Raw genomic sequence first — 25,646 nt, 5'->3', positions numbered from 1 at the left:
AAAAGCTGTCGCGCCTCTGTAATTTCCTGAAACGCAGCAGTAGAATCGGGGGTTTTCGTGACAACCCCCCGTGGAGTGATGGCATGGCGGACGTGAAGAAGGTAGTCCTGGCGTATTCCGGTGGCCTGGATACCTCGGTGATTCTCAAGTGGCTGCAGGATACTTATAACTGCGAAGTGGTGACCTTCACTGCCGATCTCGGCCAGGGCGAAGAGGTCGAGCCAGCCCGCGCCAAGGCCAAGGCCCTGGGTGTGAAGGAAATCTACATCGAGGACCTGCGAGAAGAGTTCGTCCGCGACTTCGTCTTCCCGATGTTCCGCGCCAACACCATTTATGAAGGCGAGTACCTGCTGGGTACTTCCATCGCCCGTCCGCTGATCGCCAAGCGCCTGATCGAGATCGCCAACGAGACCGGCGCCGACGCCATCTCCCACGGCGCCACCGGCAAGGGCAACGACCAGGTGCGCTTCGAGCTGGGCGCCTATGCGCTCAAGCCGGGCGTCAAGGTCATCGCCCCCTGGCGCGAGTGGGACCTGCTGTCCCGCGAGAAGCTGATGGACTACGCCGAGACCCACGGCATCCCGATCGAGCGCCACGGCAAGAAGAAGTCGCCGTACTCCATGGACGCCAACCTGCTGCACATCTCCTATGAAGGCGGCGTGCTGGAGGACACCTGGACCGAGCACGAAGAGGACATGTGGAAGTGGACCGTCTCCCCGGAGAAGGCCCCTGACGCTGCGACCTACATCGAGCTGACCTACCGCAAGGGCGACATCGTCGCCATCGACGGCAAGGAAATGACCCCGGCGCAGGTGCTGACCGAGCTGAACCGCATCGGCGGCGCCAACGGCATCGGCCGCCTCGACATCGTCGAGAACCGCTATGTCGGCATGAAGTCCCGCGGCTGCTACGAGACCCCCGGCGGCACCATCATGCTCAGGGCCCACCGCGCCATCGAGTCGATCACCCTGGACCGCGAAGTCGCTCACCTGAAGGACGAGCTGATGCCGCGCTACGCCAAGCTGATCTACACCGGCTACTGGTGGAGCCCGGAGCGCGAGATGCTGCAGCAGATGATCGACGCCTCCCAGGAGTACGTGAACGGCGTGGTGCGCCTGAAGCTGTACAAGGGCAACGTCATCGTGGTCGGCCGCAAGTCCGACGACTCGCTGTTCGACGCCAACATCGCGACCTTCGAGGAAGACGGCGGCGCCTACAACCAGGCCGACGCCGCGGGCTTCATCAAGCTCAACGCGCTGCGCATGCGCATCGCCGCGAACAAGGGCCGCAAGCTGTTCTGATAAGCTTGCCAGCCTGAGCCAGACAAGCCCCGGCCACGAGCCGGGGTTTGCTTTTATGCGCCCGAAACGGGCCGGATGAGGAGAACGACCCCCATGAGACTGCTGCATACCATGCTGCGCGTCGGCGATATGGACAAGTCCATCGCCTTCTACACCGAAGTCCTGGGCATGACCCTGCTGCGCCGCAAGGACTACCCGGACGGCCAGTTCACCCTGGCCTTCGTCGGCTACGGCGCCGAGGACGAGAACAGCGTCATCGAGCTGACCTACAACTGGGGCGTGGACAAGTACGAGCTGGGCACCGGCTACGGCCACATCGCCCTGGAAGTGGACGACGTCTACAAGGCCTGCGAGGACATCCGCTCGCGCGGCGGCAAGATCACCCGCGAGCCGGGCCCGATGAAGCACGGCACCAGCATCCTGGCCTTCGTCGAGGACCCGGATGGCTACAAGATCGAGCTGCTGTCGCCGCAGCGCAAGGACTGAGGTCGTTCCTGGAGGCGACCGCCTCCGACGCCATGTTCGAACCGCCTGGTCCCTCCGGCCAGGCGCCGGGTGTTACCGAATGAGCCGCGCACCGGCAGGGGCGTGGGCATGATCGCCTCACCCTGCCTATCCCTTCATCCGCTTATTCGGTAGTGAAACATCGAAAACCGGCCGGCATATCGGTCCTTGGCGAGTTTCCATTCAACCGGCTGATTCCAAAGGTTTAATGCCTGAAACAGGCATTTCCCTTCCTTCTCCATGAGCTGGCATGCCTCCTGCAATTTTCTCAGGGAAACATTGTTTCGCGGGGGAAATAGCTGAGTCAGAGCCTTGCTCAGGGACGAGCCGGGGGAGCGCTGCCAGTGGCGCTCCATTGAATAGCCATTTCGGTTCCTGAGCCTCCTGTGCGCTGCTCGTCGACGTGACGATCGCGGTCAAGGGACGGCTTTGCCCGAAGGTAGCGAATAACAAGAAAAAGGAATGGAAATGAAAGCGTCACTTCTGGCCTTGGGCATCCTGGGCTGTATGTTGCAGCAGCCCGTTCTGGCAAAGAACATCGATCCGGTGAAACTGCCGCCGGTCAATCTCGGCGGTGGTTTTTTCTCCGAGGGACTGGCGAGGCCGGGGCATCACCTGATGTTCCAACAGAACTTCTATTCAGTCGAAAACATAAAGGACGGCGAAGGCGATGAAACACCCGGGGAGAAGAACAACCGGATAAGCACCAGTATCTTTCAGTACGCGCTCAATACCCCATGGAAGATATTTGGCGCCGAGTACGGTTTCACCGTCAGGGTGCCTGTCATCCACTCGGACATCGATGTCGAGGGCGGAGCCAAGGGGCGCGATTCCGGCGTGGGGGACATCACCCTGCGGCCGGTGAAACTGACCTGGCGCGACATGCCGCTGGGTTCCGGACGGCTCACCCTGCAGTCGATCCTGGCGCTGACGCTGCCGACCGGCGCATACGACGACAAGCGGTACGTCAATGTCGGGAGCAACTACCTCTACCTGAACCCCATGTTCGCCGGCACCTACTTCAGTGGGCGCTGGAGCCACAGCTTCAACCTCGGATACGTCTGGAGCGACCGCAACGACGATCCGGTCGGCGGTCGAGCCCGCAGCGCGCAGCCCGGCACCGCCATGAACCTGAGCCTGTCGAGCGGCTATCTGCTGTCGGAGCGCCTCAGGTTGGGCCTGGCGGGCTACAGGCTGGAACAGCTGAGCGACGATCGCCTCGACGGGCGCAGGGTCAGCCGTTCGAAGGAGTCCGTCTCGGCGCTCGGACCGGCTTTTTCCTATTTCCATCGCCAGGCGCGGCTGGGCTTCGGAGTGGCCTGGTACGAGGAGTTCGATGCCAGGAACCGGGGCCAGGGCACCCGGGTGATCGCCAATATCCACAAGGGCTTCTGAGGAGGGGCTATGAACAACAAGCTGATCCTGTTGTTGCTGTCGCTCTGTGTCCTCGGTTTGCCGGGCGTCGCTGCGTCGAAGGATGAGGCTCCCCTCTACCGCACCGTCGACCTGGGTCGAGCGATGGGGACGGGCAGGGAATACCAGACGCGGATCGTCTTCCTGGGGACGGGAAGCCCCATCCTCGAGCCGAACAAGGCGGGGCAGTCGATCGCGATCGTGGTCAGGGACAGCGTCTACGTGTTCGACGCAGGGCACGGCAGCATGAACAACCTGTCCAGGTACGGCGACGGCAAGGTCTTCCCACCGTGGAAGATGCCTACCGGGTATCCGGGGGCCGGCTACATGGACAAGCTGTTCCTGACGCACCTGGATAGCGACCATGTTCTCGACGTGCCGGCGTTTCTCCTGCGCTTCTGGATCTATGGTCGCCAGGGGCCGGCCCGGGTCCATGGCCCGCCGGGCACGGAGGCGCTGGTGCGCGGCGTGCTGGAGGGGAACAAGCAGTGGATAGACTATCGCCTGGCTTCGACGAGAACGAAGAACAAGGCGGGCATCACCGTGGAAACCAAGGAGTTTTCAGCCCCTGGCCCGGTCTTCTCCGATGAGCACGTTCGCGTTTCCGCCTTCCAGGTCGTCCATGGTAGTTGGGACCCCGGCAGGACCTACGGGTACAGGGTGGAAACGCCGGACCTGGTGATATCCATCACCGGCGACTATTCGTACCGCCTGACGCCGGCGCTGGAAGAGAAGCTCGCGGGCAGCGACATCGTCATCAGCGAAGTCATGAGCTCGGCGGGCACCGCGAAGCTTCCCGGCGAGTGGCGCGACTACATGCTCGATGCCCACACCACGGAAACCCAATTGGCGGCGCTGATGGCCAAGGTGCAGCCCAGGCTGCTGATCGGCACCCACGCGCTGACGCACGGGGAGGCGCGCAGTGACCTGCTGCTGCGCTTGCAGGCGCTGTATGGAGGGCGCATCGCGCTGGCCGATGACAATGTGGTTTTCCGATGAGCGCAGGCATGCATCCGTGCGTGCCGGAGGTGAGAACCGAAAAAAACGAAGCCCCGCCAAGTGCGGGGCTTTTTTCAGCTTGGGCGCAAGGCTCAGAGGTCGAAATCGTAGTCCGACAGCTGGCGCTGCAGGCGGCGCTCTTCGAGGTAGTTGTCGATGATGCGGCGCTTGGTGAGGTTGGTCTTGGCGACTTCGGCGGCAGCTTCGACGCTGTCGTCGGCATCGTCGGTGCTCACTTCGTCTTCGAGCTCGAGATCTTCTTTATCGGCCATAACGATCACTCCAACGTGCGGGGTGTGCTTGGCGCCCCTTATAGCGACAAAGCTCGGGGCGGTAAAAAAGATTTTTTCAATGAGCGGCGATGCTTTTGACGATAGCACTCAATCGTCGGAAGTCTTGTGCTTGTACTCGCACAGGTCCTCGATGCGGCAGCTGCCACACTGCGGCTTGCGCGCCTTGCAGACGTAGCGGCCATGCAGGATCAGCCAGTGGTGGGCGTCCAACAGGTATTCCCTGGGCACGAACTTGAGCAGCTTGCGTTCCACCTCCAGGACGTTCTTCCCCGGCGCGATGTTGGTGCGGTTGGCGACGCGGAAGATGTGCGTGTCCACCGCCATGGCCAACTGGCGGAAGGCGGTGTTGAGCACCACGTTGGCGGTCTTGCGCCCGACGCCGGGCAGGGCCTCCAGGTCCTCGCGGTTCTCCGGCACCTTGCTGCCGTGCTTCTCGATGAGGATGCGGCAGGTCTCGATGACGTTCTTCGCCTTGCTGTTGTACAGGCCGATGGTCTTGATGTACTCCGACAGCCCGTCCACGCCCAGGGCGTAGATGGCTTCGGGGGTGTTGGCCACCGGGTAGAGCTTGGCGGTGGCCTTGTTCACCCCGACGTCGGTGGCCTGGGCGGAGAGGATCACCGCGATGAGCAACTCGAAGGGCGAATCGTAGGCCAGCTCGGTCTTGGGGTCGGGGTTGTCTTCTTGCAGACGGCGGAAAATCTCCGCGCGCTTGGCGGCATTCATTCGATCACTCCGGTCACGCGGACGCGCTGGCGCTCTGCGGCGGGTACGTTGCCCGCCTGCGCCTTGGCGCGTTCCGCCAGGCTTTCATCGATACGGTTCTTCAGGGCTATCAGCAGGCCCAGCAGGAGGAAGGCGCCGGGCGGCAGCACGGCGAGCAGGAAGCCCTGGTAATCGGCTATCTGCAACTTCCAGCCGGCGGCGGCCGGACCGAACAGCAGGTTCATGTCGGCCAGCAGGGTGCCGTGGCCGATGAGTTCGCGCAAGGTGCCCAGCACCAGCAGCACCAGGGCGAAGCCGGCGCCGGTCATCAGGCCGTCGAAGGCCGCGCGGGCGACGCCGTTGCGCGCGGCGAAGGCTTCGGCGCGGCCGAGGATCACGCAGTTGGTGGTGATCAGCGGGATGAAGATGCCGAGGATCTGGTACAGCTCGTAGGTCCAGGCCTGCATCAGCAGTTCAATGCAGGTGGTCAGCGCGGCGATGATCAGCACGAACACCGGCAGTCGCACCGCCGCGCCGACCCAGCGCCGCGTCGCGGAGATGGCGGCGTTGGAGCAGGCCAGCACGAAGATGGTCGCCAGGCCCAGGCCGAGGGCGTTGACCATGGAGTTGCTGGTGCCCAGCAGCGGGCACAGGCCCAGCAGCTGGACCAGCCCGGGGTTGTTCCGCCACAGGCCCTGGCGGGCGATCTCGCGGTAGCTATTCATGTTGTTCGCCTCCGGCCGCCGGCGCCAGCAGCGCGGCCTTGTGCGCATCGAAATACTGCAGCGCCTTGTGCGTGGCCTTGACCACGGCGCGCGGGGTGACGGTGGCGCCGGCGAACTGGTCGAACCGGCCGCCGTCCTTCTTCACCTTCCAGCCGGCCTCGTCCGGGTCGGCCAGGGAACGGCCGTCGAAGCCGTGCAGCCAGTCGCTCTTGCCCGGCTCGATCTTGTCGCCCAGGCCCGGGGTTTCCTTGTGCGCCACCACGCGCACGCCGAGCAGGCGGCCTTCGGCGCTGACTCCCACCAGCAGTTCGATGGCGCCGCTGTAGCCGTCCGGCGCGGTGGCCGGGAGTATGACGCCGGTGGCGCGGCCCTGCAGGCGGGCGACGAAGGCCTGGGCCGGCTGCGGCTTGCCCAGCAGCTTGGGCTCGAAGACTTCGACGGGGGCGTCCAGCGGGTGGTTGTCGTAGCTTCCCGGCGGCAGCAGTTCCAGCAGCAGGCGCCCGCGCGCCTCGCGCTGGGCCTGCTCGATGCGCGCCTGGGTGAACTGGTGAACCACCGCCACCAGGCCGACGCAGAGCACCGCGAAGGCCCCCAGCAGCAGGGCGTTCTTCAGCATGGAACGGCGGCTGTCGGCCATCTCATTCCCCCAGCTTGAAGCCGCGCTTGGGCTTCTTGTGCCCGTAGGTGCGCGGGCGGGTGTAGTAGTCGATGGTCGGCGCCGCCAGGTTCATCAGCAGCACGGCGAAGGCCACGCCGTCGGGGTAGCCGCCCCAGGCGCGGATCACGTAGGTGACGATGCCCACGCCGAGGCCGAACACCAGGCGCCCGCGGTTGCTGGTGGCGCCGGAAACCGGGTCGGTGACGATGAAGAACGCGCCGAGCATGGCCGCGCCGCTGAACAGGTGGAACAGCGGCGAGCCGTGGGAATCCGAGCCCGAGCCGTTCCAGAACAGCAGGCTCATGACGAACAGGCCGCCGAGCATGCCCACCGGCGCGTGCCAGGTGAACAGCTTGCGCCAGAGCAGGAACAGGCCGCCGGCGAGGAAGGCCAGGTTGACCAGCTCCACGCCGCGCCCGCCGACGTGGCCGAAGGCCGCGCTCTGCGTCAGCAGCTCGTCGATGGTCAGGCTGTGGTTGTTCTTCAGCACGTCCAGCGCGGTGGCGCCGGCCCAGGCGTCCGGCGGCGGCGCGCCCAGGCCGAGGATGCGCGACAGGCCGTCGACCAGGCCGAGGCCGGCGTCCGGGCTGGGCCAGCGCGTCATTTCCAGGGGGAAGGACACCAGCACCACCACGTAGCCGAGCATCGCCGGGTTGAACGGGTTCTGCCCGAGGCCGCCGTACAGGTGCTTGCCGAACACCAGGGCGAAGGCGCTGGCCAGTAGGCTCAGCCACCAGGGCGCGTAGGGCGGCAGGGCCAGGGCCAGGAGCACGGCGGTGACCAGGGCGCTGCCGTCCTTGAGGAACACCGCCAGCGGGCGCTTGCGCAGGTGCAGCATCAGCGCCTCGGTGCCCAGGGCCACGGCGGAGCACCAGAGCAGGTTGAACAGGGTGCCGACGCCGTACAGGGCGATCAGCGCCAGGGCGCCCGGGGCCAGCGCGGCGAGCACTTGCAGCATGACCTTCTGCGTGCGATTGGCGCCGGTGGCGTGGGGCGAGGAAAAACGCGGCAGGGCCATGGGTCACTCCGTATCGCGCGCGGCCAGCGCGTTTTCCGCCGCTGCCAAACGCTCGCGCGCGGCGGCCAGGCGGGCTTCGTCGGCGCCTTCGCGTTCGAGCTTCTTGAGGTCGGCGCGGGCGTAGGCCAGTTCGGTCTTGAGGGCGCGGGTGGCGGCGTCCACCGGGCGCTTGTCGATGCGTTGCAGGTCCGGCGCCGGCTTGCCGCTGGCGTCCTCGGCGGCGTGCAACTGGCGCTCGGCCTCGGCCAGGGCTTCGCGCAGCAGGGCCAGTTCGGCATCGCCGGCGCCGTCCTGCTCGGCTTTCCTCAGCTCGGCGCGGCGGCTGACCAGGGCGATCTTGGCTTTCTTCAGGTTCGCCATGCCGTCGCCGGCGGGCTCCGCCTTGGGTTCGGGCGCTGCCTGCAATTGCGCCAGGTGGCGCTCGGCCTGTTCGGCGGCTTCGCGCAGCTGGGCGAGGGTGGCCTGCTGCTGTTCGTCGGGCGCTTCGCCGAAGGCTTTCTCGGACTTCTTCAATTGGGCGCGGGCCATGGCAGCGTCGATCTTCGCCTTCTTCAGGGCCGCTTCGTCGCCGATTGCTGGCTTGGGAGCGGCGGGGGCTGGTTCGGCTTCGGCAGTCTCCAGGGCCAGGCGGGCCTGCTCGGCGGCCTGGCGCAGCGTCTCGACCTGGGCGCGCAATTGTTCGGTGTCGTGGGCGGCCAGCTGCTTCTCGGCCTTCTGCAGGGCGACGCGGGCCATGCTGGCTTCGATCTTCAGCCGCTTGAGGTCGGCGCCGGCGTTGCCCACGGCCTTCTCCGATTTCACCCGTTCGATGGCCGACTGCGGCGCTTCCACCAGCGGCGCGGCGGCCTGGGCTTCGCGGGCGCGGGCGGCGCGTTCCAGGCGGGCCTGGCGTTCCTCGGCCTTGCGTTGCTCCTCGCGGCGCAGGCGTTCCTGGCGGTGCTCGAAGCGCAGGCGCGAATGCTCGGCCTTCTGCTGTTTCAACTGCAGTTCGCGGATGTCCGCCTTGGCCGCGCGGTAGTACTGCACCAACGGGATGCTGGAGGGGCAGACGTAGGCGCAGGCGCCGCACTCGATGCAGTCGAACAGGTTGTAGGCCTGCAACTGCTCGTGGTCGTCGCCCTGGGCGAAGAAGTACAGCTGCTGCGGCAGCAGGCTGGCCGGGCAGGCCCGGGCGCAGTCGCCGCAGCGGATGCACGGCAGGGCGGCGGGCGGTGTCGGCAGCTCCTCGGCGCTGGCGGCCAGCAGGCAGTTGGCGGTCTTGATCAGCGGGGCCTGCAGGTCGCCGAGGGTGATGCCCATCAGCGGGCCGCCCATGAGCAGGCGGCCGAGCCGGCCGCGGTCCAGCCCGGCGAATTCCAGCAGTTCGCCGACCGGCGTGCCGAGCAGTACCTCGACGTTCATCGGCCGCGCCAGGGCGGCGCCGGTCAGGGTAGTGATGCGTGAGATCAGCGGGCGGCCGAGGATCAGCGCATCACGCAGCGCCACGGCGGTGCCGACGTTGACGCAGACCATGCCGATGTCCGCCGGCAGGCCGCCGCTGGGCACTTCGCGGCCGCTGAGCAGCTGGATCAGCTGGCGTTCGCCGCCGGAGGGGTACTTGGTGGGGACCACCCGCAGTTCGATGGCGCGCTCGCCGATGGCCTGGCGCAGGGCCTCGATGGCCTGGGGCTTGTCGTCCTCGAGGCCGAGCAGCACCTGCTGCGGTTGCAGCAGGTGGATGAGAATCTCGATGCCTTCCACCAGTTCGGCGGCGCGTTCGCGCATCAGCATGTCGTCGGCGCTGATGTAGGGCTCGCACTCGGCGCCGTTGATCACCAGGGTGTGCAGGTCCTCGGCGGCGCGGGCGGCCAGCTTGGCGGCAGTGGGGAAGCCGGCGCCGCCGAGCCCCGCGATGCCGGCCTGGCGGATGCGTTCCAGCAGCGCGGCGGGGCTTTCCTGTCGGTAGTCGGGGCAGGGCTGCAAGGGCGCCCATTCGTCCAGTCCATCGGCGTCGATGACGATGGCTTCGGCCAGTAGGCCGGAGGGATGTGGATAAGGCTGCTCGCCGATCGCCACCACCGTGCCGGAGGTCGGCGCATGCACGGCGGCGCTGATGGCGCTGCCGGGGCTGGCGATCATCTGGCCCTTGAGCACGCGCTCGCCGACGTCCACGCAGGGCAGGGCCGGCGCGCCGGTGTGTTGCTGCAGCGGCAGGATCAGCCGGCTGGGCAGTGGTGCCTGGACGATGGGGCCGGCGGTGGATTGCGCCTTGTTGGTCGGCAGATGCAGGCCGCCGGGGAAGTCCCAGGCCTTGGCGTTCATGCGGCCTGCTCCCGGTCGCTGGCGATCAGCCGGGCATCGGGCAGCGGCCATTTCCAGTCGCGCACGCCGACTTCCAGGTCGAGCATGTCGATGCAGTCCACCGGGCAGGGCTCGACGCACAGATCGCAGCCGGTGCATTCGGCTGCGATCACCGTGTGCATCTGCCGCGCGGCGCCGACGATGGCGTCCACCGGGCAGGCCTGGATGCACTTGGTGCAGCCGATGCACTCGGCCTCGCGGATGAAGGCCACGCGCGGCGGGGTTTCCGCCGGGGCGTCCAGGGGCGGCGCCTCGACGTCGAGCAGGTCGGCCAGGGCGGCGATGGTGGCGCTGCCGCCGGGCGGGCACTTGTTGATCGCGTCGCCCTGGGCGATGGCCTCGGCGTAGGGCTTGCAGCCGGCATAGCCGCATTGCCCGCACTGGGTCTGCGGCAGCAGGGCGTTGACCTGTTCGGCCACCGGGTCGCCCTCGACGCGATAGCGCACCGCCGCGTAGCCGAGCAGGGCGCCGCTGGCCAGGCACAGGGCCAGCAGCACACCGACCGCGAGCAGCACGGCGCTCATAGCTTGATCAGCCCGGTGAAGCCCATGAAGGCCAGGGACATCAGCCCGGCGGTGATCATGCCGATGGCCGCGCCCTGGAACGGCTTGGGTACGTCGGCGATGGCGATGCGCTCGCGCAGGGCGGCGAACAGCACCAGCACCAGGGAGAAGCCCAGCCCGGCGCCGAAGCCCTGCACGCTGGATTGCAGGAAACCGTACTCGGGCTTGTTGGCGTTGAGCAGGGCCACGCCGAGGACGATGCAGTTGGTGGTGATCAGCGGCAGGAAGATGCCCAGCACGCGGTACAGCAGCGGGCTGCTCTTCTTCACCAGCAGTTCGGTGAACTGCACCACCACGGCGATCACCAGGATGAAGCCGATGGTGCGCAGGTACTCCAGGTCCAGCGGGCGTAGCACGTAGCGCTGCAGGATGTAGCTGCAGATCGAGGCCAGGGTCAGCACGAAGGTGGTGGCCAGGGCCAGGCCGATGGCCGTCTCGATCTTGCGCGACACGCCCATGAACGGGCACAGGCCGAGGAACTGCACCAGCACGAAGTTGTTGACCAGGATGGCGCTGACCAGGATCAGGGCGAGTTCGGTCATGGCTGGGCGCCTTGGGTGAGCTTGGGCATGCTCAGATTCCCGTGATCAGCAGGTCGATGGCGGCGATGATGTCCAACCGCAGGTGTGCCAGGCTGCCCACCGGCTCGCCCAGCTCGCGGCGTGCCACGCCGGCCATCTGCGGGGTGAGCAGTAGCAGTTTCTCGCCCTCCACCGTCACCTCGGGCATCAGCCGGTCGATGCCGGCCAGGCCCTTGCCGCGGCTGAGCGGGATCACCACGCGGGTGTTCAGCGAGGCGAGCAGGTCGCTCTGCACGTCCAGCAGCAGCGGGATGTCCCCGCGGCTGCGCGGGCTGGGGTTGCGGTACAGGTCGAACTGCGGCATCAGAAGCTCCGCAGGTCGTCGGCGAACACGCCGGCGCCGTCCACATGCTGATTGTAGGCGTCTATCGCCTGGCGGTTCTGTTCCAGCCAGCGTTGCCGCAGGCGTTCGCGCACCACGTCGGCCAGCGCTTCCTCCAGCACCGCCGAGAGGTTCACGTCCAGCTCGCGGGCCTGCTTGAGCAGGTCGCTGTTCAGGCTGAGGTTGGTGGCTTTCTTCGGGGCTTGGGGATCGTAGGTCGTGTGCATGGGAACCTCCGAGACGGATGCGCATAGGTTATGCGCATGGCTGTGCCCGGGCAAGGCAGAAACGACGACGCCGGCCCTGGGGCCGGCGTCGCGTTCGGTGTTTGCCGCTTACTTCACGCGCTGGCCCGGCTTGGCGCCGCTGTCCGGGCTGAGCAGATAGATTTCCTCGCCGCCGGGGCCGGCGGCCAGGACCATGCCTTCGGAGACGCCGAACTTCATCTTGCGCGGGGCCAGGTTGGCCACGTACAGGGTCAGGCGGCCTTCGAGCTTGCTCGGGTCCGGGTAGGCGCTCTTGATGCCGGAGAACACGTTGCGCTTCTCGTCGCCGATGTCCAGGGACAGGCGCAGCAGCTTGTCGGCGCCCTCGACGAACTCGCACTTCTCGATCAGCGCGATGCGCAGGTCGACGGCGGCGAAGGCGTCGAAGTTGATTTCCGCGGCCAGCGGGTCCTTCACCAGTTCGCCATTGCCCTTGGGCTGGTTGGCGGCGGCGAGGTCTTCCTTGGAGGCTTCGATCATGGCTTCGATTTTCGCGGGCTCGATACGGGTCATCAGCGGGTTGAACGGGTTCAGCTGGTGGTTGGCCAGCAGTTGCTCGTGGTCGCTCCACTTCAGCGGGGCGACGTTGAGGAAGGCTTCGGCGGCCTCGGCCAGCTTCGGCAGCACGGGCTTGAGGAAGATCACCAGCTGGCGGAACAGGTTCACGCCCAGGGCGCAGATGGCCTGGACCTCGGCCTGCTTGCCTTCCTGCTTGTTCAGCGCCCAGGGCGCCTTGTCGGCGATCCAGGCGTTGGCCTGGTCGGCCAGGGCCATGATTTCGCGCATGGCGCGGCCGAAGTCGCGGGCTTCATAGGCGGCGGCGATGCTCGGCGCGGCGGCCTTGAAGGCTTCTACCAGTTCCGGCGCCGGGTCGGCGTCGACCAGCACGCCGGCGTTGCCCTTGTGGATGAAGCCGGCGCAACGGCTGGCGATGTTGACCACCTTGCCGACCAGGTCGGAGTTGACCTTCTGCACGAAGTCCTCGAGGTTCAGGTCGAGGTCGTCGACGCCGCGGCCGAGCTTGGAGGCGTAGTAGTAGCGCAGGTATTCCGGGTCCAGGTGGTCCAGGTAGGTGCGCGCCTTGACGAAGGTGCCGCGGGACTTGGACATCTTCTGCCCGTTGACGGTCAGGTAGCCGTGCACGTTCAGCGCGGTGGGCTTGCGGTAGCCGGCGCCTTCGAGCATGGCCGGCCAGAACAGCGCGTGGAAGTTGACGATGTCCTTGCCGATGAAGTGGTACAGCTCGGCCTTGGAATCCTTGTTCCAGAAGGCGTCGAAGTCCAGCTCCGGGCGGCGCGCGCAGAGGTTCTTGAAGCTGGCCATGTAGCCGATGGGCGCGTCCAGCCAGACGTAGAAGTACTTGCCCGGGGCTTCGGGAATCTCGAAGCCGAAGTAGGGCGCGTCACGGGAGATGTCCCATTCCTGCAGGCCGGCGTCCAGCCACTCGGCGATCTTGTTGGCCACCGACTCCTGCAGCGCGCCGCTGCGCGTCCACTGCTTGAGCATGGCGTCGAAGTCCGGGAGCTTGAAGAAGTAGTGCAGCGACTCCTTGAGCACCGGGGTGGCGCCGGAGATGGCCGACTTCGGGTCCTTCAGCTCGGTGGGCGAGTAGGTGGCGCCGCAGGCTTCGCAGTTGTCGCCGTACTGGTCGGCGGTGCCGCACTTCGGGCAGGTGCCCTTGATGAAGCGGTCGGCCAGGAACATCTGCTTTTCCGGGTCGAAGTACTGGGTCACCGGGCGCGTGGCGATGTGCCCGGCATCGCGCAGCTTCAGGTAGATGGCCGAGGACAGCTCGCGGTTCTCTTCCGAGTGGGTCGAGTAGTAGTTGTCGAAGTCCACCAGGAAGTCGGCGAAGTCGGTCATGTGCTCGGCGCGCACGGCGTCGATCAGTTGCTCCGAGGTGATGCCCTCGCGCTCGGCGCGCAGCATGATGGCCGAGCCGTGGGCGTCGTCCGCGCAGACGTACACCGCCTGGTTGCCACGCATCTTCTGGAAACGCACCCAGATGTCGGTCTGGATGTATTCCAGCATGTGGCCCAGGTGAATGGAGCCGTTGGCGTAGGGCAGGGCGCTGGTGACGAGGATCTGGCGGTTTTCGGACATGATGCTCAGGCCATTGGGGTAAATCGAGGGAAGTCGGTAACTATAACAGGCTGCAGGCGGCAGGCTATAGGCTACAGGTAGGAGCGAAGAGCAATCGGTGCCTGCTGTTCGCCTGAAGCCTGCGGCCTGAAGCCTGAAGCCTGAAGCCTGAAGCTGCTGTTAGAATGTCCGCCTACCGTGCTCAGCCTTTTTTCGGGAGAACCCATGAGCGTCGTCACCCGCGCCACGGTGGAGGCCGTCCTCCGCCAGATCACCGACCCGCACACCGGCCAGAACCTGCTCGACGCCGGCTACCTGCGCGACCTCGACATCCAGGGCGGGCGCATCGCCCTGGGCCTGGAGCTGGGCTACGCCTGCGGCCTGTTCAGGAATGGCCTGGCGCAGACCGTGCAGATGGCCCTGGAAGCCCTCGACGGCGTGGACTCGGCCCAGGTGAAGGTGGACGTGAAGATCGCCGCGCACAAGGCCCAGGCCCAGGTGCCGGGCATGAGCAACGTGAAGAACATCATCGCCGTGGCCTCCGGCAAGGGCGGCGTGGGCAAGTCCACCACCGCCGCCAACCTGGCCCTGGCGCTGGCCCGCGAAGGCGCGAAGGTGGGCATCCTCGACGCCGACATCTACGGCCCCAGCCAGGGCATCATGTTCGGCATCCCCGAGGGCACCCGGCCGAAGGTGCGCGAGCAGAAGTGGTTCGTGCCGCTGGAGGCCCATGGCGTGGAGGTCATGTCCATGGCCTTCCTCACCGACGACAACACCCCGGTGGTGTGGCGCGGGCCGATGGTTTCCGGCGCGCTGCTGCAACTGATCACCCAGACCGCCTGGAACGACCTGGATTACCTGGTGATCGACATGCCGCCGGGTACCGGCGACATCCAGCTGACCCTGGCGCAGAAGGTCCCGGTGGCCGGCGCGGTGATCGTCACCACCCCGCAGGACCTGGCCCTGCTCGATGCGAAGAAGGGCGTGGAGATGTTCCGCAAGGTCAACATCCCGGTGCTGGGCGTGGTGGAGAACATGGCGGTGCACATCTGCTCCAACTGTGGCCATGCGGAGCACCTGTTCGGCGAGGGCGGCGGCGAGAAGCTGGCGGCGCAGTACGGCGTCGAGCTGCTGGCCTCGCTGCCGCTGTCCATGGCCATCCGCATGCAGGCCGACGGCGGCAAGCCGACGGTGATCGCCGACCCGGAAAGCCAACTGGCGATGATCTACCAGGAAATGGCCCGCTGCGTGGGCGCGCGCATCGCCCTGAGCGAGAAGGACGCGCCGGCGATGCCGAGCATCTCGATCAGCGAGGACTGAGCCGCCCGGCGCGCCCCTTTGCCGGGCGGCGCGCCTGCCGGTAAGATTCGCGTTTCTTTTTCAGCAGCTACGGGACGCCCGCCATGAGCATCAAATCGGACAAGTGGATTCGCCGCATGGCCCTGGAGCACGGGATGATCGAGCCCTTCGTCGAGCGCCAGATCCGCGGCGCCGACGACAGCCGGGTGATCTCCTACGGCGTCTCCAGCTACGGCTACGACGTGCGCTGCGCGGCCGAGTTCAAGGTATTCACCAACATCCACTCGGCGGTGGTGGACCCGAAGAACTTCGACGAGAAGAGCTTCGTCGACATCAACAGCGACGTCTGCATCATCCCGCCGAACTCCTTCGCCCTGGCGCGCACCGTGGAGTACTTCCGCATCCCTCGCGACGTGCTGACCATCTGCCTGGGCAAGAGCACCTACGCGCGCTGCGGCATCATCGTCAACGTCACCCCGCTGGAGCCGGAGTGGGAAGGCCACGTGACCCTGGAATTCTCCAACACCACCAACCTGCCGGCGAAGATCTACGCCCACGAGGGCGTGGCGCAGATGCTGTTCCTGCAGTCGGATGAGGCCTGCGAGGTGTCGTACAAGGACCGTGGGGGCAAGTACCAGGGGCAGACTGGTGTGACGCTGCCCAAGGCTTGAGGCTTTAGGCGGATGCGAGAAACCGGGCTTTGGCCCGGTTTTTTGTTGTCGGCTGACTCTTGACCTTCAGTCTGCTCAGGACAAGCCCCCTCTCCCTTCAGGGAGAGGGCTGGGGAGAGGGGACGGACTTCGACGACACTCCGGCGCTGGGACTTGGCCCCGTTCCCCCTCCCTAACCCTCCCCCGCAAGCGGGAGAGGGGACCGTTCGGCGTGAAGCGGGGCTACGGCGCTCCCTGCGAGACTACGGCGTTGCCGGCTGACTCCTGACCGTCAGCCCGCTCAGGACAGGCCCCCTCTCCCTCTGGGAGAGGGCCGGGGTGAGGGGGATGGACTCCGACGACACTCCGGCGCTGGACTTGGCTCCGCCCCCCCACCCTAACCCTCCCCCGCAAGCGGGAGAGGGGACCGTTCGGTGTGAAGCGGGGCTACGGAGCTCCCTGCGAGCCTACGGCGTTGCCGGCTGACTCTTGACCTTCAGCTTGCTCAGGACAGGCCCCCTCTCCCTCCGGGAGAGGGCTGGGGTGAGGGGGACGGACTTCGACGACACGTCGGCGTTGGGCTTGGCTCCGCTCCCCCACCCTAACCCTCCCAGGGGACCGTTCGGTGTGAAGCGGGGCTACATCGCTCCCTGCAAGCCTGCAAGTTGCCGGCTGACTCCTGACCTTCAGTCCGCTCAGGACAAGCCCCCTCTCCCTCCGGGAGAGGGCTGGGGTGAGGGGAGCGGACTTCGATAACATGCCAGCGCTGAGCCTGGCACCACCCCTACTTCAAATTCCCACTGAGAAACTGCCTTAACCGCTCGCTCTTCGGCTGACCCAGCACCTCCTGCGGCGGACCCTGTTCCTCGACGCGGCCCTGGTGGAGGAACAGCACCTGGCTGGAGACCTCGCGGGCGAAGGCCATTTCGTGGGTCACCAGGATCATGGTGCGGCCTTCCTCGGCCAGGGCCTTGATCACCTTGAGCACCTCGCCCACCAGTTCCGGGTCCAGCGCCGAGGTGGGTTCGTCGAACAGCATGATCTCCGGCTCCATGGCCAGCGCGCGGGCGATGGCCACGCGCTGCTGCTGGCCGCCGGAGAGGAAGGCCGGGTACTTGTCCTCCACCTGGGTCGGCAGGCCGACCTTGGCCAGGTAGCTGCGCGCGCGTTCCTCGGCTTCCTTGCGCTCGACGCCCAGGACGCGGCGCGGGGCCAGGGTGACGTTCTCCAGCACCGTCATGTGGCTCCACAGGTTGAAGTGCTGGAACACCATGGCCAGGCGCGTGCGGATGCGCTGCAACTGCGCCGCGTCGGCCACGCGCATGCCGCCGGGGCTGGCGACCATGCGGATTTCCTCGCCATCCAGGCTCATGCGGCCTTCGTCGGGCTGTTCGAGGAAGTTGATGCAGCGCAGGAAAGTGCTTTTGCCCGAGCCGCTGGCACCGATCATGCTCACCACGTCGCCGGTGCGGGTCTCCAGGGACACGCCCTTGAGCACTTCGTTGTCGCCGTAGCGCTTGTACAGGCCTTCGATCTTCAGTGTGGTCATGGAGTCCTCAGGTTACGACCGCCGCGCGGCCGGGATGGGTTCAGCCATGGCTGGGGCCGAGGAAGGCCAGCCAGCGGCGTTCGGCGAGGCGGAACAGGCCGACCAGGGTGAAGGAGGTCACCAGGTACAGCGCCGCGGCTATGCCGAAGGACTGGAAGGAGAGGAAGGTGGCGGCGTTGGCGTCGCGGGCGATCTTCATGATGTCCGGCACCGTGGCGGTGAAGGCCACGGTGGTGGAGTGCAGCATGAGGATCACCTCGTTGCTGTAGTAGGGCAGCGCGCGGCGCAGCGCCGAGGGCATGATCACGTAGCGGTACAGGCGCCAGCCGCTCAGGCCGTAGGCGTGCGCCGCCTCGACCTCGCCGTGGGCGATGTTGCGGATGGCCCCGGCGAAGATCTCGGTGGTGTAGGCGCAGGTGTTCAGGGCGAAGGCCAGCAGCGTGCAGTTCAGGCCGTTGCGGAAGAAGGCGTCGAGGATCGGCTGCTCGCGCACCGCCGCCACGCTGTAGATGCCGGTGTAGCAGACCAGCAGCTGGATGTAGAGCGGCGTGCCGCGGAACACGTAGGTGTAGAACTGCACCGGCCAGCGCAGCAGCGGGTTGCGCGAGACGCGGGCGATGGACAGGGGAATGGCGAAGGTGAAGCCGAAGGCGATGGACACCGTCAGCAGCCAGAGCGTCATGGCCAGGCCGGTGATGTGGTAGCCGTCGCTCCAGAGGAAGGCCTTGCCGTACTGCTGCAGCAACTCGATCATCGCAGGGCCTCGCGCACGCCGATGGCGTAGCGGCGCTCAAGGGCGTTGAGCACGATGTTGGAGACGGTGGTGAAGAGCAGGTAGATGGCCGCCGCCACCAGCAGGAAGAACAGCAGGCGGTAGCTGCTCTTGCCGGCGTCCTGGGCGGCGCGCACCACGTCGGAGAGGCCGATGATGGAGACCAGCGCGGTGGACTTGATCAGCACCATCCAGTTGTTGCCCACCCCCGGCAGGGCGAAGCGCATCATCTGTGGGAAGAGCACGAAGCGGAAGCGCTGCAGGCGCGTCAGGCCGTAGGCGCTGGCCGCCTCCAATTGGCCGCGCGGCACGGCGAGGATGGCACCGCGGAAGGTCTCGGTGAAGTAGGCGCCGTAGATGAAGCCGAGGGTGATGATGCCGGCGCTGAAGGGGTCGATCTCGATGTAGTCCCAGTCCATGTAGTCGGTCAGGTCCGCCAGCCAGGTCTGCAGGCTGTAGAAGATCAGCAGCATCAGCACCAGGTCGGGCACGCCGCGGATCAGCGTGGTGTAGCAGGTGGCGGGGAAGCGCAGCAGCTTCGAGCCGGACAGCTTGGCCGTGGCGCCCAGCAGGCCGAGCGCCACCGACAGCAGCAGCGAGCAGATCGACAGCTTGACGGTCATCCAGGTGCCGTCGAGGAGGATGGAGCCGTAACCCTTGAGGCTCATGTTCTCGGCCAGGGTACGGAAGAAGTCCTGGAGCATGCGCAGGCAACTCCTTGTGCGGCGTTATCAGCAGAATAGACCGCCCCCGGCAGCCGCCAAGGCAGCCGGGTGCGGTGGCGCGGGTCAGTCGTTGTAGATGTCGATGTCGCCGAAGTATTTCTTCTGCAGCTTGTCGTAGGTGCCGTCGGCGTGGATCGCCTTGATGCCCTTGTTGATCATCTCGCGCAGTTCGTTGTTGCCCTTCTTGATGCCGATGGCGATGTCGGCCGGCATCAGCGGGTCATGCACCGGCTTGCTGATCTCGAAGCCCTTGCCCTGGTCGGTGGTGAGGAAGCCCTGCTCGGCCTGCAGCATGTCCTGCAGCGACACGTCCAGGCGCCCGGACACCAGGTCGGCGTAGACCTGGTCCTGGTTCTGGTAGCTCTTCACGTTGACCCCGGCCGGCTCCAGCTTGGCCTTGGCGAAGGTTTCCTGGATGGTGCCCTGCTCGACGCCGACGGTCTTGCCCTTGAGCGATTCGGCGGTGGCTTCCAGGCCCGAGCCCTTCTTGCTGATCATCGCGGTGGGGCTGGTGAACAGCTTGTCGCTGAAGTCGATTTCCTTCTGGCGCGCCTCGGTGACGGTCATCGAGGAGATCACGCCATCGAACTTGCGAGCCTTCAGGCCTGGGATCATGCCGTCGAAGTCGTTGGCCATCCACACGCACTTGACCTTCAGGTGCTCGCAGATGGCGTTGCCCAGGTCGATGTCGAAGCCGACCAGGCTGCCGTCCGGCGCCTTGGACTCGAAGGGCGCGTAGGACGGGTCGGTGGCGAAGCGGATTTCTTTCCATTCCTTGGCCTGCAAGGCTCCGGCGCCAGCCAGCAGCACCAGGGCGGAGAGGGTCAGCCATGCTTTTTTCATCGGTTGGAATCCTTGGTGGTTGATTCAAGCAGTGGAACCAAAGGCATAACATCAATGTGACAGCAAGTTTCGAACCAGGGGCGCAACCACGGGCCTCGGCGGTAGGAGACGGACGACGGGCGCGTTCCTACGACAGGTATAGCAGCCGGTCGGGGAAGGGATGCCCCAAGACGGGGCGAAGGGGCGGGGTTTTCGGTAACAGCCTGGTGCGCCGATTGTGGCGCAGGCAGCAAAAAAGAAAGGCACCCGAGGGTGCCTTGAAGATGATCATGGAGTAAGTCGACAGATCCGACCTGCCGGCGCGGCGGAAGTTCCGCGCCGCGCGCTCATTTCTGCGGGACGAGGGTCAGGCGCTTGCTGCCGTAGACGCGGTCGAGGTTCTGGCTCTGGAACGGGAAGCTCATGTAGTCGCCCTTCAGCCAGGCGTCGATGCCGTCGGCGTAGTGTGGGCTGGCCGGGTTGCCGGACTGGCCGCTGCTGTTGAGCCCGAGCATCGGCTCGCTCTGGCCGAAGTCGACGACGATGCGCATGGCCGGGATCAGCCAGGTGTCGAAGTTCTGGCCCCAGTTGTAGGCGGAAACGTTCAGCGTGCTGTGGTCGCCGCCGGCCGGGTAGGGGCCGCGGTCCAGGTAGCCCTTGATCGCGCCCAGGCTGGCGCGCTGGCCGGCGTCCAGGTAGGGCGTCATCTTGGTGCTGTCGCTGACCCAGTTGTAGGTGTGCAGCTTGCCCCACTGCCAGGCATGGCGGTCGGCGCCGAGCTTCTGCTCGCAGAAGGCGGTGGCGGCGGCCAGGCTGCGCGCGAGGATGGCCGGCTTGTCTTCCTTCTGCGGTGTATTCACGTCATCCCAGAAGGGGCTGTCGTCGCGGCCCAGCAGGTGGTCGGCCTGGGCCGAGTAGGAGAGGTCGGCGTTCTGCACGAAGGCCTTCCAGGCCGGGCTGTCTTCCGGGCCCAGTTCGTCGAGGAAGATCTGCTTCGCGCTTTCCTGCAGGAAGGCTTCGTAGAGGGCGGCGTCGGCGGAGCTGGCGGAGAGCTTGCCGTCGAAGGCCATCAGCCGGTCCAGGGCCTCGCGGGCGCGCTCGCGCTGGCCCTCGGGCAGCGCCTGGATCGCCTGCTTCAGCGGCGCGGCCATGCCGGGCGCGTCGAGCATGCCCTGCAGCTTGGCGGCGAAGGGCGTGGTCTGGTCGTACTGCATGGCGATCATGCTGCGCGCGTCGTGGCGGTTGCTGGCGTTGGCCAGCTGGGCGATGCGCTCGGCGCGTTCGGGGTAGTACCAGGAGCTGGACAACTGCGCGCCGTAGCCGGGCTGCACGGTGCGGTTGTTGGCGGTGCCCAGCCAGCCCTGCTGCGGGTCTTGGTCGGAGGGGTGGAGGATCGGGTCGGCATAGCCGTCCCAGTCGTAGCGCCCGTCCCAGCCGGGGGAGGGCAGCAGGCCGCGGCCGTCCTTGCGGTTGGGGAAGCGCCCGGTGACCTGCCAGCCGATGTGCTTCTCGTCGGCGAACACGATGTTCAGCGGCATGGCGCGGACTTCGCGGGTGGCGTCGAAGGCCTGCTCGACGCTCTTGGCCCGGGACAGGTCGAAGAAGGCGTCCAGGCTCTTGTCCGACACCGCCTGGATGCTCTGGTAGGCCAGGCCGTAGCCGCTGGACAGCGGCAGTGGCTGCAGGTCGTTCTTCTTCGCGCCGAGCAGGGCGCTGTTGAGCAGCGGGCCGTGGCGGGTTTCGTAGATGGTCTCGCGCACCGGGCGCTGGCCCTTGATGAAGAAGGTCTCGACGCGCTCGCTGGCCGGCTTCCACTGGCCGTCGGCCAGGTAGTAGAGCTTGCCGCCCTGGCGCCGTACTTGTTCGAGGAAGACGTCCTGGTTGTCGCCCATGACCATGGTCATGCCCCAGGCCAGCTTGCCGTTGAAGCCGGCCACCACACCGGGCACGCCGGCGATGGTGACGCCCGCGGCGCTGTACTTCGGCGAGCGGATCTGCATGAAGTTCCAGATCGACGGCATCGACAGCGGCAGGTGGGTGTCGTTGGCCAGCAGGCTCTTGCCGCTGCGGCTGCGCTGCGGGGCGATGGCCCAGTTGTTGGAGGCGGCCACGCCGAGCATCTGCAGCCCGGCCACGGCCTCGGCGGCGCCACCGACCTCGGCCAGGCCGGGAATCTGCCCGGCGAGGTTCAGGCCCTTGAGCTTGTCGGCCTCGGCGAAGGGCAGTTCCTCGTCGGGGTAGATGGGCGTGAGCCAGGCGAGCTTCTCGGCGCCGACCTTCTGCGCGAGCACCAGGGAATCCAGTTCTTCCTGCAGGTTCACCGCCAGGCCGAAGTTGAGCAGGGCGAAGACCAGCGCCGAATCCTCGGGCTTCCAGTATTCCGGACGGTAGCCGGACTCGGCGATGTCCATCGGCAGCTTGTCGCGGTAGCGGAACAGGTAGGCGTTGACGCCGCGCGCATAGGTCTCGAAGAAGCGCTTCAGGCGCGGCGAGGAGCCGGCATAGAGGGCATTGGCGGCCTGCCTGAGGTTGACCGTGCGCATGAAACGGTCGATCTCCAGGGCGCCCGGCCCGACCATCTCCGACAGCCGCCCCTGGGCCATCAGGCGCAGGCCGACCATCTGGCTGATGCGGTCGCTGGCATGCACGTAGCCCATGGCGAAGAGCGCGTCGTGGAAGGTGCTGGTCTCGATCAGCGGCATGCCCAGGGCATTGCGGCGCACCGACACGCTCTCGGCCAGGCCCTTGATCGGCTGCACGCCGGAGGTGGGCGGCAGGCTGTCGGCATAGCGGTCGTTCAGCCAGGTCTGACAGCCAGTCAGGCTGACGGCGGCGCTGAGGGTGGCGGCGAGGCCGAGTCGGGGAAGCGGGCGGAAGGCTCGCGAGGCCATGGAAGCGTGCTCCTGCACAGGGGCTTGCGGAAAGCCGCTACGTTAGAGAGCCGCGCACCTTCGCGCAAGCCGCGGGGGCAGGGAATTCGCGGGGTGTGGGTGGTTCGGGAGGGTGGGCGCGGGGATGCTCGCGATGGGTGTTCGTGCCGCCAGGGCGTCCGGCGTGGCCGGCGAGTCCAATCGCGGACGGAGTCCGCTCCTACGCCCGTGCTTCCCTGGAACTATAGGAGCGGACTCTGTCCGCGATTCGTGCGGATAACGCCGTAGGCATTATGCGCCCTACGGATTTCCAGAGAACTTCGGGTGCTGGGTTCAAGAGCGCCCTCTCCCCAACCCTCTCCCGCAAGCGGGAGAGGGGGCTGTTCGGAGTGGGGGGAGAATCCTGAGTCGTCCTGATACGCCTTACCTCACCCCCGTCATTCCCGCGAACGCGGGAACCCAGTGACGGGTGGTTGGGTTCGCGAGCAAGCTCGCTCCTACGAAAAGCAAAAGCAAAAGCGCGTTTGCTTTTGGATTTCCAGAGAAACATCCGTGCACTCCGAAACGCCCCTTCAGAAGGCCGAGCGAAACCGGCGCTCAGGAGGTCATGCGACATGGATGTCGCGAGAGCCCCGTGGGCTACAGGGACGTACCCTCGGGGCGGGCCTCCGTGGCGGGGGAGTTCGTGAGGGTAGCCCGGCTCCATCGGGCCCGTATGTTGGGGCAAGCCTTTTTGGTTCCTTTTGTGGCGTTTGACAAAAGGGACTCGCCCGAGGGGGCGAAACAAAAAATCTCCGCAGACTCGGAGCGGCGCAGAAACACCCAAACAAGAAGGCAACTGGGTTCCCGCGTTCGCGGGAATGACGGGGGTGAGGTTAGGGGTGGGAGGATGGAGCCTGATCGACGCACCGCTCAGGACAGCCCCTCTCCCTTCAGGGAGAGGGTGCTCTTACCCCCAACACCCCAGCCACCGGTAAACCCCGTTCGCGAGCAAGCTCGCTCCTACAGGGGCTTTTGTGCCCGCCGGAAACGAAAACGCCGTTTCCCCTCACGGAAGAAACGGCGTTCTCACCTAGCCCACCCGCCTCAAGCGCCGTGGCACTTTTTGAACTTGGCGCCGCTGCCGCAAGGGCACGGATCGTTGCGGCCAACGTCCTTCAGCGGATTACGCACCGGCTCGTGGCTGTGATTGCAGTGCGGGCCGTGCACGTGGTGATGATGGTCATGATCATGGTCGTGGTTGCAGTCGGGACCATGTACATGGGGTTCCTGGCTCATGGGTGCCTCACTCCGGGATGAAATCGCCGGGGATTATCTCGCCATTGCGCGCGATATGCACGGTGCGGCCGAACAGCAGGCCGGTCTTCACGTCGCCTTCGAGGCTGTAGCGGATCGGCTTGTCCGGGTCTTCCAGCAGCTTGACGATGTACTTCATGTGCCGCCAGAGGTTGGTCTGCACCGGCACCTCGAAGAACTGCCGGCCGTTGGCGGGCACGGTGAACCAGACGCTGGATTCGCCTTCGGCCAGGTCGACGTCGTTCAGCTTGACCTTGTAGGCCAGGCCGCGCACCGGCAGGCTGAAGTCGTTCGGGTTGTCGATACGGAAGTGCAGTGTGAACTGTTGCTCTAGCAGGCGGGCTTTCACCACGTCCACTTTCATCAGCTTCACGTCGGGGCTTTCGAAGCTACCGGTCATCCAGCTGCAACCGGAGAGGAGCGCGAAAATCCAGACTAGGCTGATAATTCTTATCGTTTGCGCCTGATAATTCATTTCAATCCCCCAAGACGCCCCAGTGTACCAAGCGGCTGCTTGGCCGCAAGTTGTTGTTGCGTTAAAAGAAGTTGTCCCATACTGGGCCGCCCGTCGGCAGACGGGAGAACACAGGAGTGTGATGGATGAGCCGTTTCGAAATCGTCTTTTCCGGTCAGACGCTTCCAGGCGCCGATCCGGAAGCGGTGAAGGCCAACCTGGCCAAGCTGTTCCAGGCCGATGCGCAACGCATCGCCCTGCTGTTTTCCGGCCGCCGCCTGGTGCTGAAGAATAACCTCGACGCCGCCGCCGCCGACAAGTACCGCGCCGCTCTGGAACGGGCCGGCGCGCGCGTCGAGGTGGTGGACATGGCCCCCGCGGTGGAGGAGATCGAACTGGCCCCGCCGCCCGCCGCCGAACCCGCTCCTACCCCGGCACCGGCTGCGGCTACGCCGGGACGGCTGAAGGTAGCCCCGCGCGACGAGTACATGGCGGCCTTCGCCGAGGTGGACGCGCCGGACTTCGGCCTGGCCCCGGTGGGCGCCGACCTGCAGGACGACAAGGCCGAGCCGCGTGCGCCGCAGGTTGACCTCAGCCAGTTCAGCCTGGCCCCGGTGGGCAGCGACATGGGCCAGGCAAAGGCGGACCCCGCCGCGCCGGCGCCCGACACCAGCCATCTGAAGCTGGCCGACTGAGCGCTCAGCCGTTCTGCTGGGGATCGTCCTTGTAGACGAACTTGGGCATTTCCCAGTGGAAACGGATCGCCAGCAGGCGGAACAGGAAGCCGGCGAACAGGGTGATCAGCATGGCCTGCTCGTTGGGCAGCGCCAGCTGGATGCAGATCAGGTAGCACCAGGCGCTGGCGAAGGACACACTGGCGTACAGCTCGCGGCGGAAGATCAGTGGCACGTCGTTGCAGAAGATGTCGCGCAGGATGCCGCCGAACACCCCGGTGATCACCCCGCTGACCGCGGCGATCAGCAGGCTGTGGCCCATCTCCAGGCCGACCTGGCAGCCGATCAGGGTGAAGGCCACCAGGCCGATGGCGTCGAGCACCAGGAACAGCGAGCGCAGGTGGCGCATCAGCGGCGCGATGAACACCGTGACCAGCGCGGCGCCGGCGGTGAGCGCCAGGTATTCCGGGTGGCGCACCCAGGTCAGCGGGTAGTGCCCCAGCAGCATGTCGCGCATCGAGCCGCCGCCCAGGGCGGTGACGCAGGCCACCAGCACCACGCCGAACAGGTCCATGCTGCGGCGCCCGGCCGAAAGCGCGCCGGTCATGGCTTCGGCGGTGATGGCGATGATGTAGAGGACGGTCAGCAGCATGGCGAGGGGCCCGCGAAAAAGCGCGCATTCTAGCCGATGGGCCCGATGCACCCAATGGGTGCATGCGGTGTCCCTCTTTAGGTGGGAACGAATCCTTCGCTATCCACGCCCGC

The 25,646-nt window shown here is 66.3% G+C and carries 26 protein-coding genes; 7 read left to right on the top strand and 19 right to left on the bottom strand.

The features are described 5' to 3' along the window. Window positions 1–83 precede the first annotated feature (83 nt). The 4 genes from M8R19_RS09320 (at window position 84) to M8R19_RS09305 (ending at window position 4,217) form a co-directional block, all read left to right on the top strand. Window positions 84–1,301, top strand: coding sequence for an argininosuccinate synthase (locus tag M8R19_RS09320; protein ID WP_074976697.1), 1,218 nt, complete (start codon window positions 84–86; stop codon window positions 1,299–1,301). Between the two features lie 93 nt (window positions 1,302–1,394). After that, window positions 1,395–1,787, top strand: coding sequence for a lactoylglutathione lyase (gene gloA, locus M8R19_RS09315; protein ID WP_009618415.1), 393 nt, complete (start codon window positions 1,395–1,397; stop codon window positions 1,785–1,787). Window positions 1,788–2,273: 486 nt separating this feature from the next. Then, window positions 2,274–3,200 (top strand): SphA family protein, encoded by a 927-nt coding sequence (locus M8R19_RS09310; RefSeq protein WP_249917639.1) that lies wholly within the window; start codon window positions 2,274–2,276, stop codon window positions 3,198–3,200. Between the two features lie 9 nt (window positions 3,201–3,209). Next, window positions 3,210–4,217 (top strand): MBL fold metallo-hydrolase, encoded by a 1,008-nt coding sequence (locus M8R19_RS09305; RefSeq protein ID WP_249917638.1) that lies wholly within the window; start codon window positions 3,210–3,212, stop codon window positions 4,215–4,217. A gap of 92 nt (window positions 4,218–4,309) precedes the next feature. Here the strand turns inward: M8R19_RS09305 and M8R19_RS09300 are convergent, their stop codons facing one another. The 11 genes from M8R19_RS09300 to metG all read right to left on the bottom strand — a co-directional run bounded on the left by M8R19_RS09300 (window position 4,310) and on the right by metG (window position 13,791). After that, window positions 4,310–4,489, bottom strand: a complete 180-nt coding sequence (locus M8R19_RS09300) for a PA3496 family putative envelope integrity protein (protein ID WP_074976686.1) — start codon at window positions 4,487–4,489, stop codon at window positions 4,310–4,312. Window positions 4,490–4,597: 108 nt separating this feature from the next. Beyond that, window positions 4,598–5,236, bottom strand: a complete 639-nt coding sequence (gene nth, locus M8R19_RS09295; RefSeq protein ID WP_064582191.1) for an endonuclease III — start codon at window positions 5,234–5,236, stop codon at window positions 4,598–4,600. After that, window positions 5,233–5,940: an electron transport complex subunit E gene (locus M8R19_RS09290; protein ID WP_249917637.1), complete on the bottom strand. Its 708-nt coding sequence runs from the start codon at window positions 5,938–5,940 to the stop codon at window positions 5,233–5,235. Before M8R19_RS09290 ends, nth begins: the two co-directional genes overlap by 4 nt. Further along, on the bottom strand, window positions 5,933–6,577 hold the full coding sequence (gene rsxG / locus M8R19_RS09285) for an electron transport complex subunit RsxG (RefSeq protein WP_043315824.1): 645 nt from the start codon (window positions 6,575–6,577) through the stop codon (window positions 5,933–5,935). Before rsxG ends, M8R19_RS09290 begins: the two co-directional genes overlap by 8 nt. Before the next feature lies 1 nt (window position 6,578). Beyond that, window positions 6,579–7,616 (bottom strand): RnfABCDGE type electron transport complex subunit D, encoded by a 1,038-nt coding sequence (locus M8R19_RS09280; protein WP_116422471.1) that lies wholly within the window; start codon window positions 7,614–7,616, stop codon window positions 6,579–6,581. A 3-nt stretch (window positions 7,617–7,619) separates the two neighbouring features. Continuing rightward, entirely contained in the window at window positions 7,620–9,917 is a 2,298-nt protein-coding gene (rsxC, locus tag M8R19_RS09275) for an electron transport complex subunit RsxC (RefSeq protein ID WP_249917636.1), read from the bottom strand. Then, window positions 9,914–10,480, bottom strand: a complete 567-nt coding sequence (gene rsxB / locus M8R19_RS09270) for an electron transport complex subunit RsxB (RefSeq protein ID WP_009620724.1) — start codon at window positions 10,478–10,480, stop codon at window positions 9,914–9,916. The genes rsxC and rsxB overlap by 4 nt, the downstream gene beginning before the upstream one ends. Next, complete coding sequence (gene rsxA, locus M8R19_RS09265; protein ID WP_043315811.1) at window positions 10,477–11,061, bottom strand: electron transport complex subunit RsxA; 585 nt, start codon at window positions 11,059–11,061, stop codon at window positions 10,477–10,479. The genes rsxB and rsxA overlap by 4 nt, the downstream gene beginning before the upstream one ends. Window positions 11,062–11,092: 31 nt before the next feature. Beyond that, window positions 11,093–11,404, bottom strand: coding sequence for a CcdB family protein (locus M8R19_RS09260; protein WP_249917635.1), 312 nt, complete (start codon window positions 11,402–11,404; stop codon window positions 11,093–11,095). Further along, window positions 11,404–11,649 carry a type II toxin-antitoxin system CcdA family antitoxin gene (locus M8R19_RS09255; protein WP_043272502.1) on the bottom strand — a complete coding sequence of 82 codons (246 nt, stop codon included), beginning with the start codon at window positions 11,647–11,649 and terminating at the stop codon, window positions 11,404–11,406. The genes M8R19_RS09260 and M8R19_RS09255 overlap by 1 nt, the downstream gene beginning before the upstream one ends. A 108-nt stretch (window positions 11,650–11,757) precedes the next feature. Continuing rightward, a complete protein-coding gene (metG, locus tag M8R19_RS09250; RefSeq protein ID WP_249917634.1) occupies window positions 11,758–13,791 on the bottom strand; it encodes a methionine--tRNA ligase in 2,034 nt (677 codons plus the stop codon). A gap of 204 nt (window positions 13,792–13,995) precedes the next feature. Here metG and apbC point away from each other — a divergent pair, with 204 nt between their 5' ends. After that, window positions 13,996–15,090, top strand: a complete 1,095-nt coding sequence (gene apbC / locus M8R19_RS09245) for an iron-sulfur cluster carrier protein ApbC (RefSeq protein ID WP_058488715.1) — start codon at window positions 13,996–13,998, stop codon at window positions 15,088–15,090. Window positions 15,091–15,173: 83 nt separating this feature from the next. Further along, window positions 15,174–15,740 carry a dCTP deaminase gene (gene dcd, locus M8R19_RS09240; protein ID WP_074976654.1) on the top strand — a complete coding sequence of 189 codons (567 nt, stop codon included), beginning with the start codon at window positions 15,174–15,176 and terminating at the stop codon, window positions 15,738–15,740. Window positions 15,741–16,503: 763 nt separating this feature from the next. Here the strand turns inward: dcd and M8R19_RS09235 are convergent. The 7 genes from M8R19_RS09235 to M8R19_RS09205 form a co-directional block, all read right to left on the bottom strand. Then, window positions 16,504–17,268, bottom strand: a complete 765-nt coding sequence (locus M8R19_RS09235) for an ABC transporter ATP-binding protein (protein ID WP_009620708.1) — start codon at window positions 17,266–17,268, stop codon at window positions 16,504–16,506. 40 nt (window positions 17,269–17,308) lie between these two features. Beyond that, window positions 17,309–18,022, bottom strand: a complete 714-nt coding sequence (locus M8R19_RS09230) for an ABC transporter permease (RefSeq protein ID WP_249917633.1) — start codon at window positions 18,020–18,022, stop codon at window positions 17,309–17,311. Beyond that, window positions 18,019–18,744: an ABC transporter permease gene (locus tag M8R19_RS09225; protein ID WP_249917632.1), complete on the bottom strand. Its 726-nt coding sequence runs from the start codon at window positions 18,742–18,744 to the stop codon at window positions 18,019–18,021. Before M8R19_RS09225 ends, M8R19_RS09230 begins: the two co-directional genes overlap by 4 nt. Window positions 18,745–18,828: 84 nt before the next feature. Then, window positions 18,829–19,608 carry an ABC transporter substrate-binding protein gene (locus M8R19_RS09220; RefSeq protein ID WP_074976648.1) on the bottom strand — a complete coding sequence of 260 codons (780 nt, stop codon included), beginning with the start codon at window positions 19,606–19,608 and terminating at the stop codon, window positions 18,829–18,831. Between the two features lie 326 nt (window positions 19,609–19,934). Beyond that, complete coding sequence (locus tag M8R19_RS09215; protein ID WP_249917631.1) at window positions 19,935–22,478, bottom strand: penicillin acylase family protein; 2,544 nt, start codon at window positions 22,476–22,478, stop codon at window positions 19,935–19,937. 1,065 nt (window positions 22,479–23,543) lie between these two features. After that, the gene (locus M8R19_RS09210; RefSeq protein ID WP_009620699.1) at window positions 23,544–23,735 is read right to left on the bottom strand and encodes an SEC-C metal-binding domain-containing protein; all 192 of its coding nucleotides are present in this window, start codon (window positions 23,733–23,735) and stop codon (window positions 23,544–23,546) included. 7 nt (window positions 23,736–23,742) lie between these two features. Further along, window positions 23,743–24,228, bottom strand: a complete 486-nt coding sequence (locus tag M8R19_RS09205; RefSeq protein WP_009620697.1) for an LEA/WHy family protein — start codon at window positions 24,226–24,228, stop codon at window positions 23,743–23,745. Window positions 24,229–24,353: 125 nt separating this feature from the next. Here M8R19_RS09205 and M8R19_RS09200 point away from each other — a divergent pair, with 125 nt between their 5' ends. Next, entirely contained in the window at window positions 24,354–24,902 is a 549-nt protein-coding gene (locus tag M8R19_RS09200; protein WP_064582203.1) for a hypothetical protein, read from the top strand. Between the two features lie 4 nt (window positions 24,903–24,906). Here M8R19_RS09200 and M8R19_RS09195 read toward each other — a convergent pair whose 3' ends face one another. Further along, window positions 24,907–25,533 carry a trimeric intracellular cation channel family protein gene (locus tag M8R19_RS09195; RefSeq protein WP_135499864.1) on the bottom strand — a complete coding sequence of 209 codons (627 nt, stop codon included), beginning with the start codon at window positions 25,531–25,533 and terminating at the stop codon, window positions 24,907–24,909. Between the last annotated feature and the right edge of the window lie 113 nt (window positions 25,534–25,646).

Source organism: Pseudomonas sp. R3.Fl, assembly GCF_023516765.1.
GTDB classification, from domain to species: Bacteria; Pseudomonadota; Gammaproteobacteria; order Pseudomonadales; family Pseudomonadaceae; genus Pseudomonas; species Pseudomonas citronellolis.
This window is presented reverse-complemented; position numbering and strand designations above follow the sequence as displayed.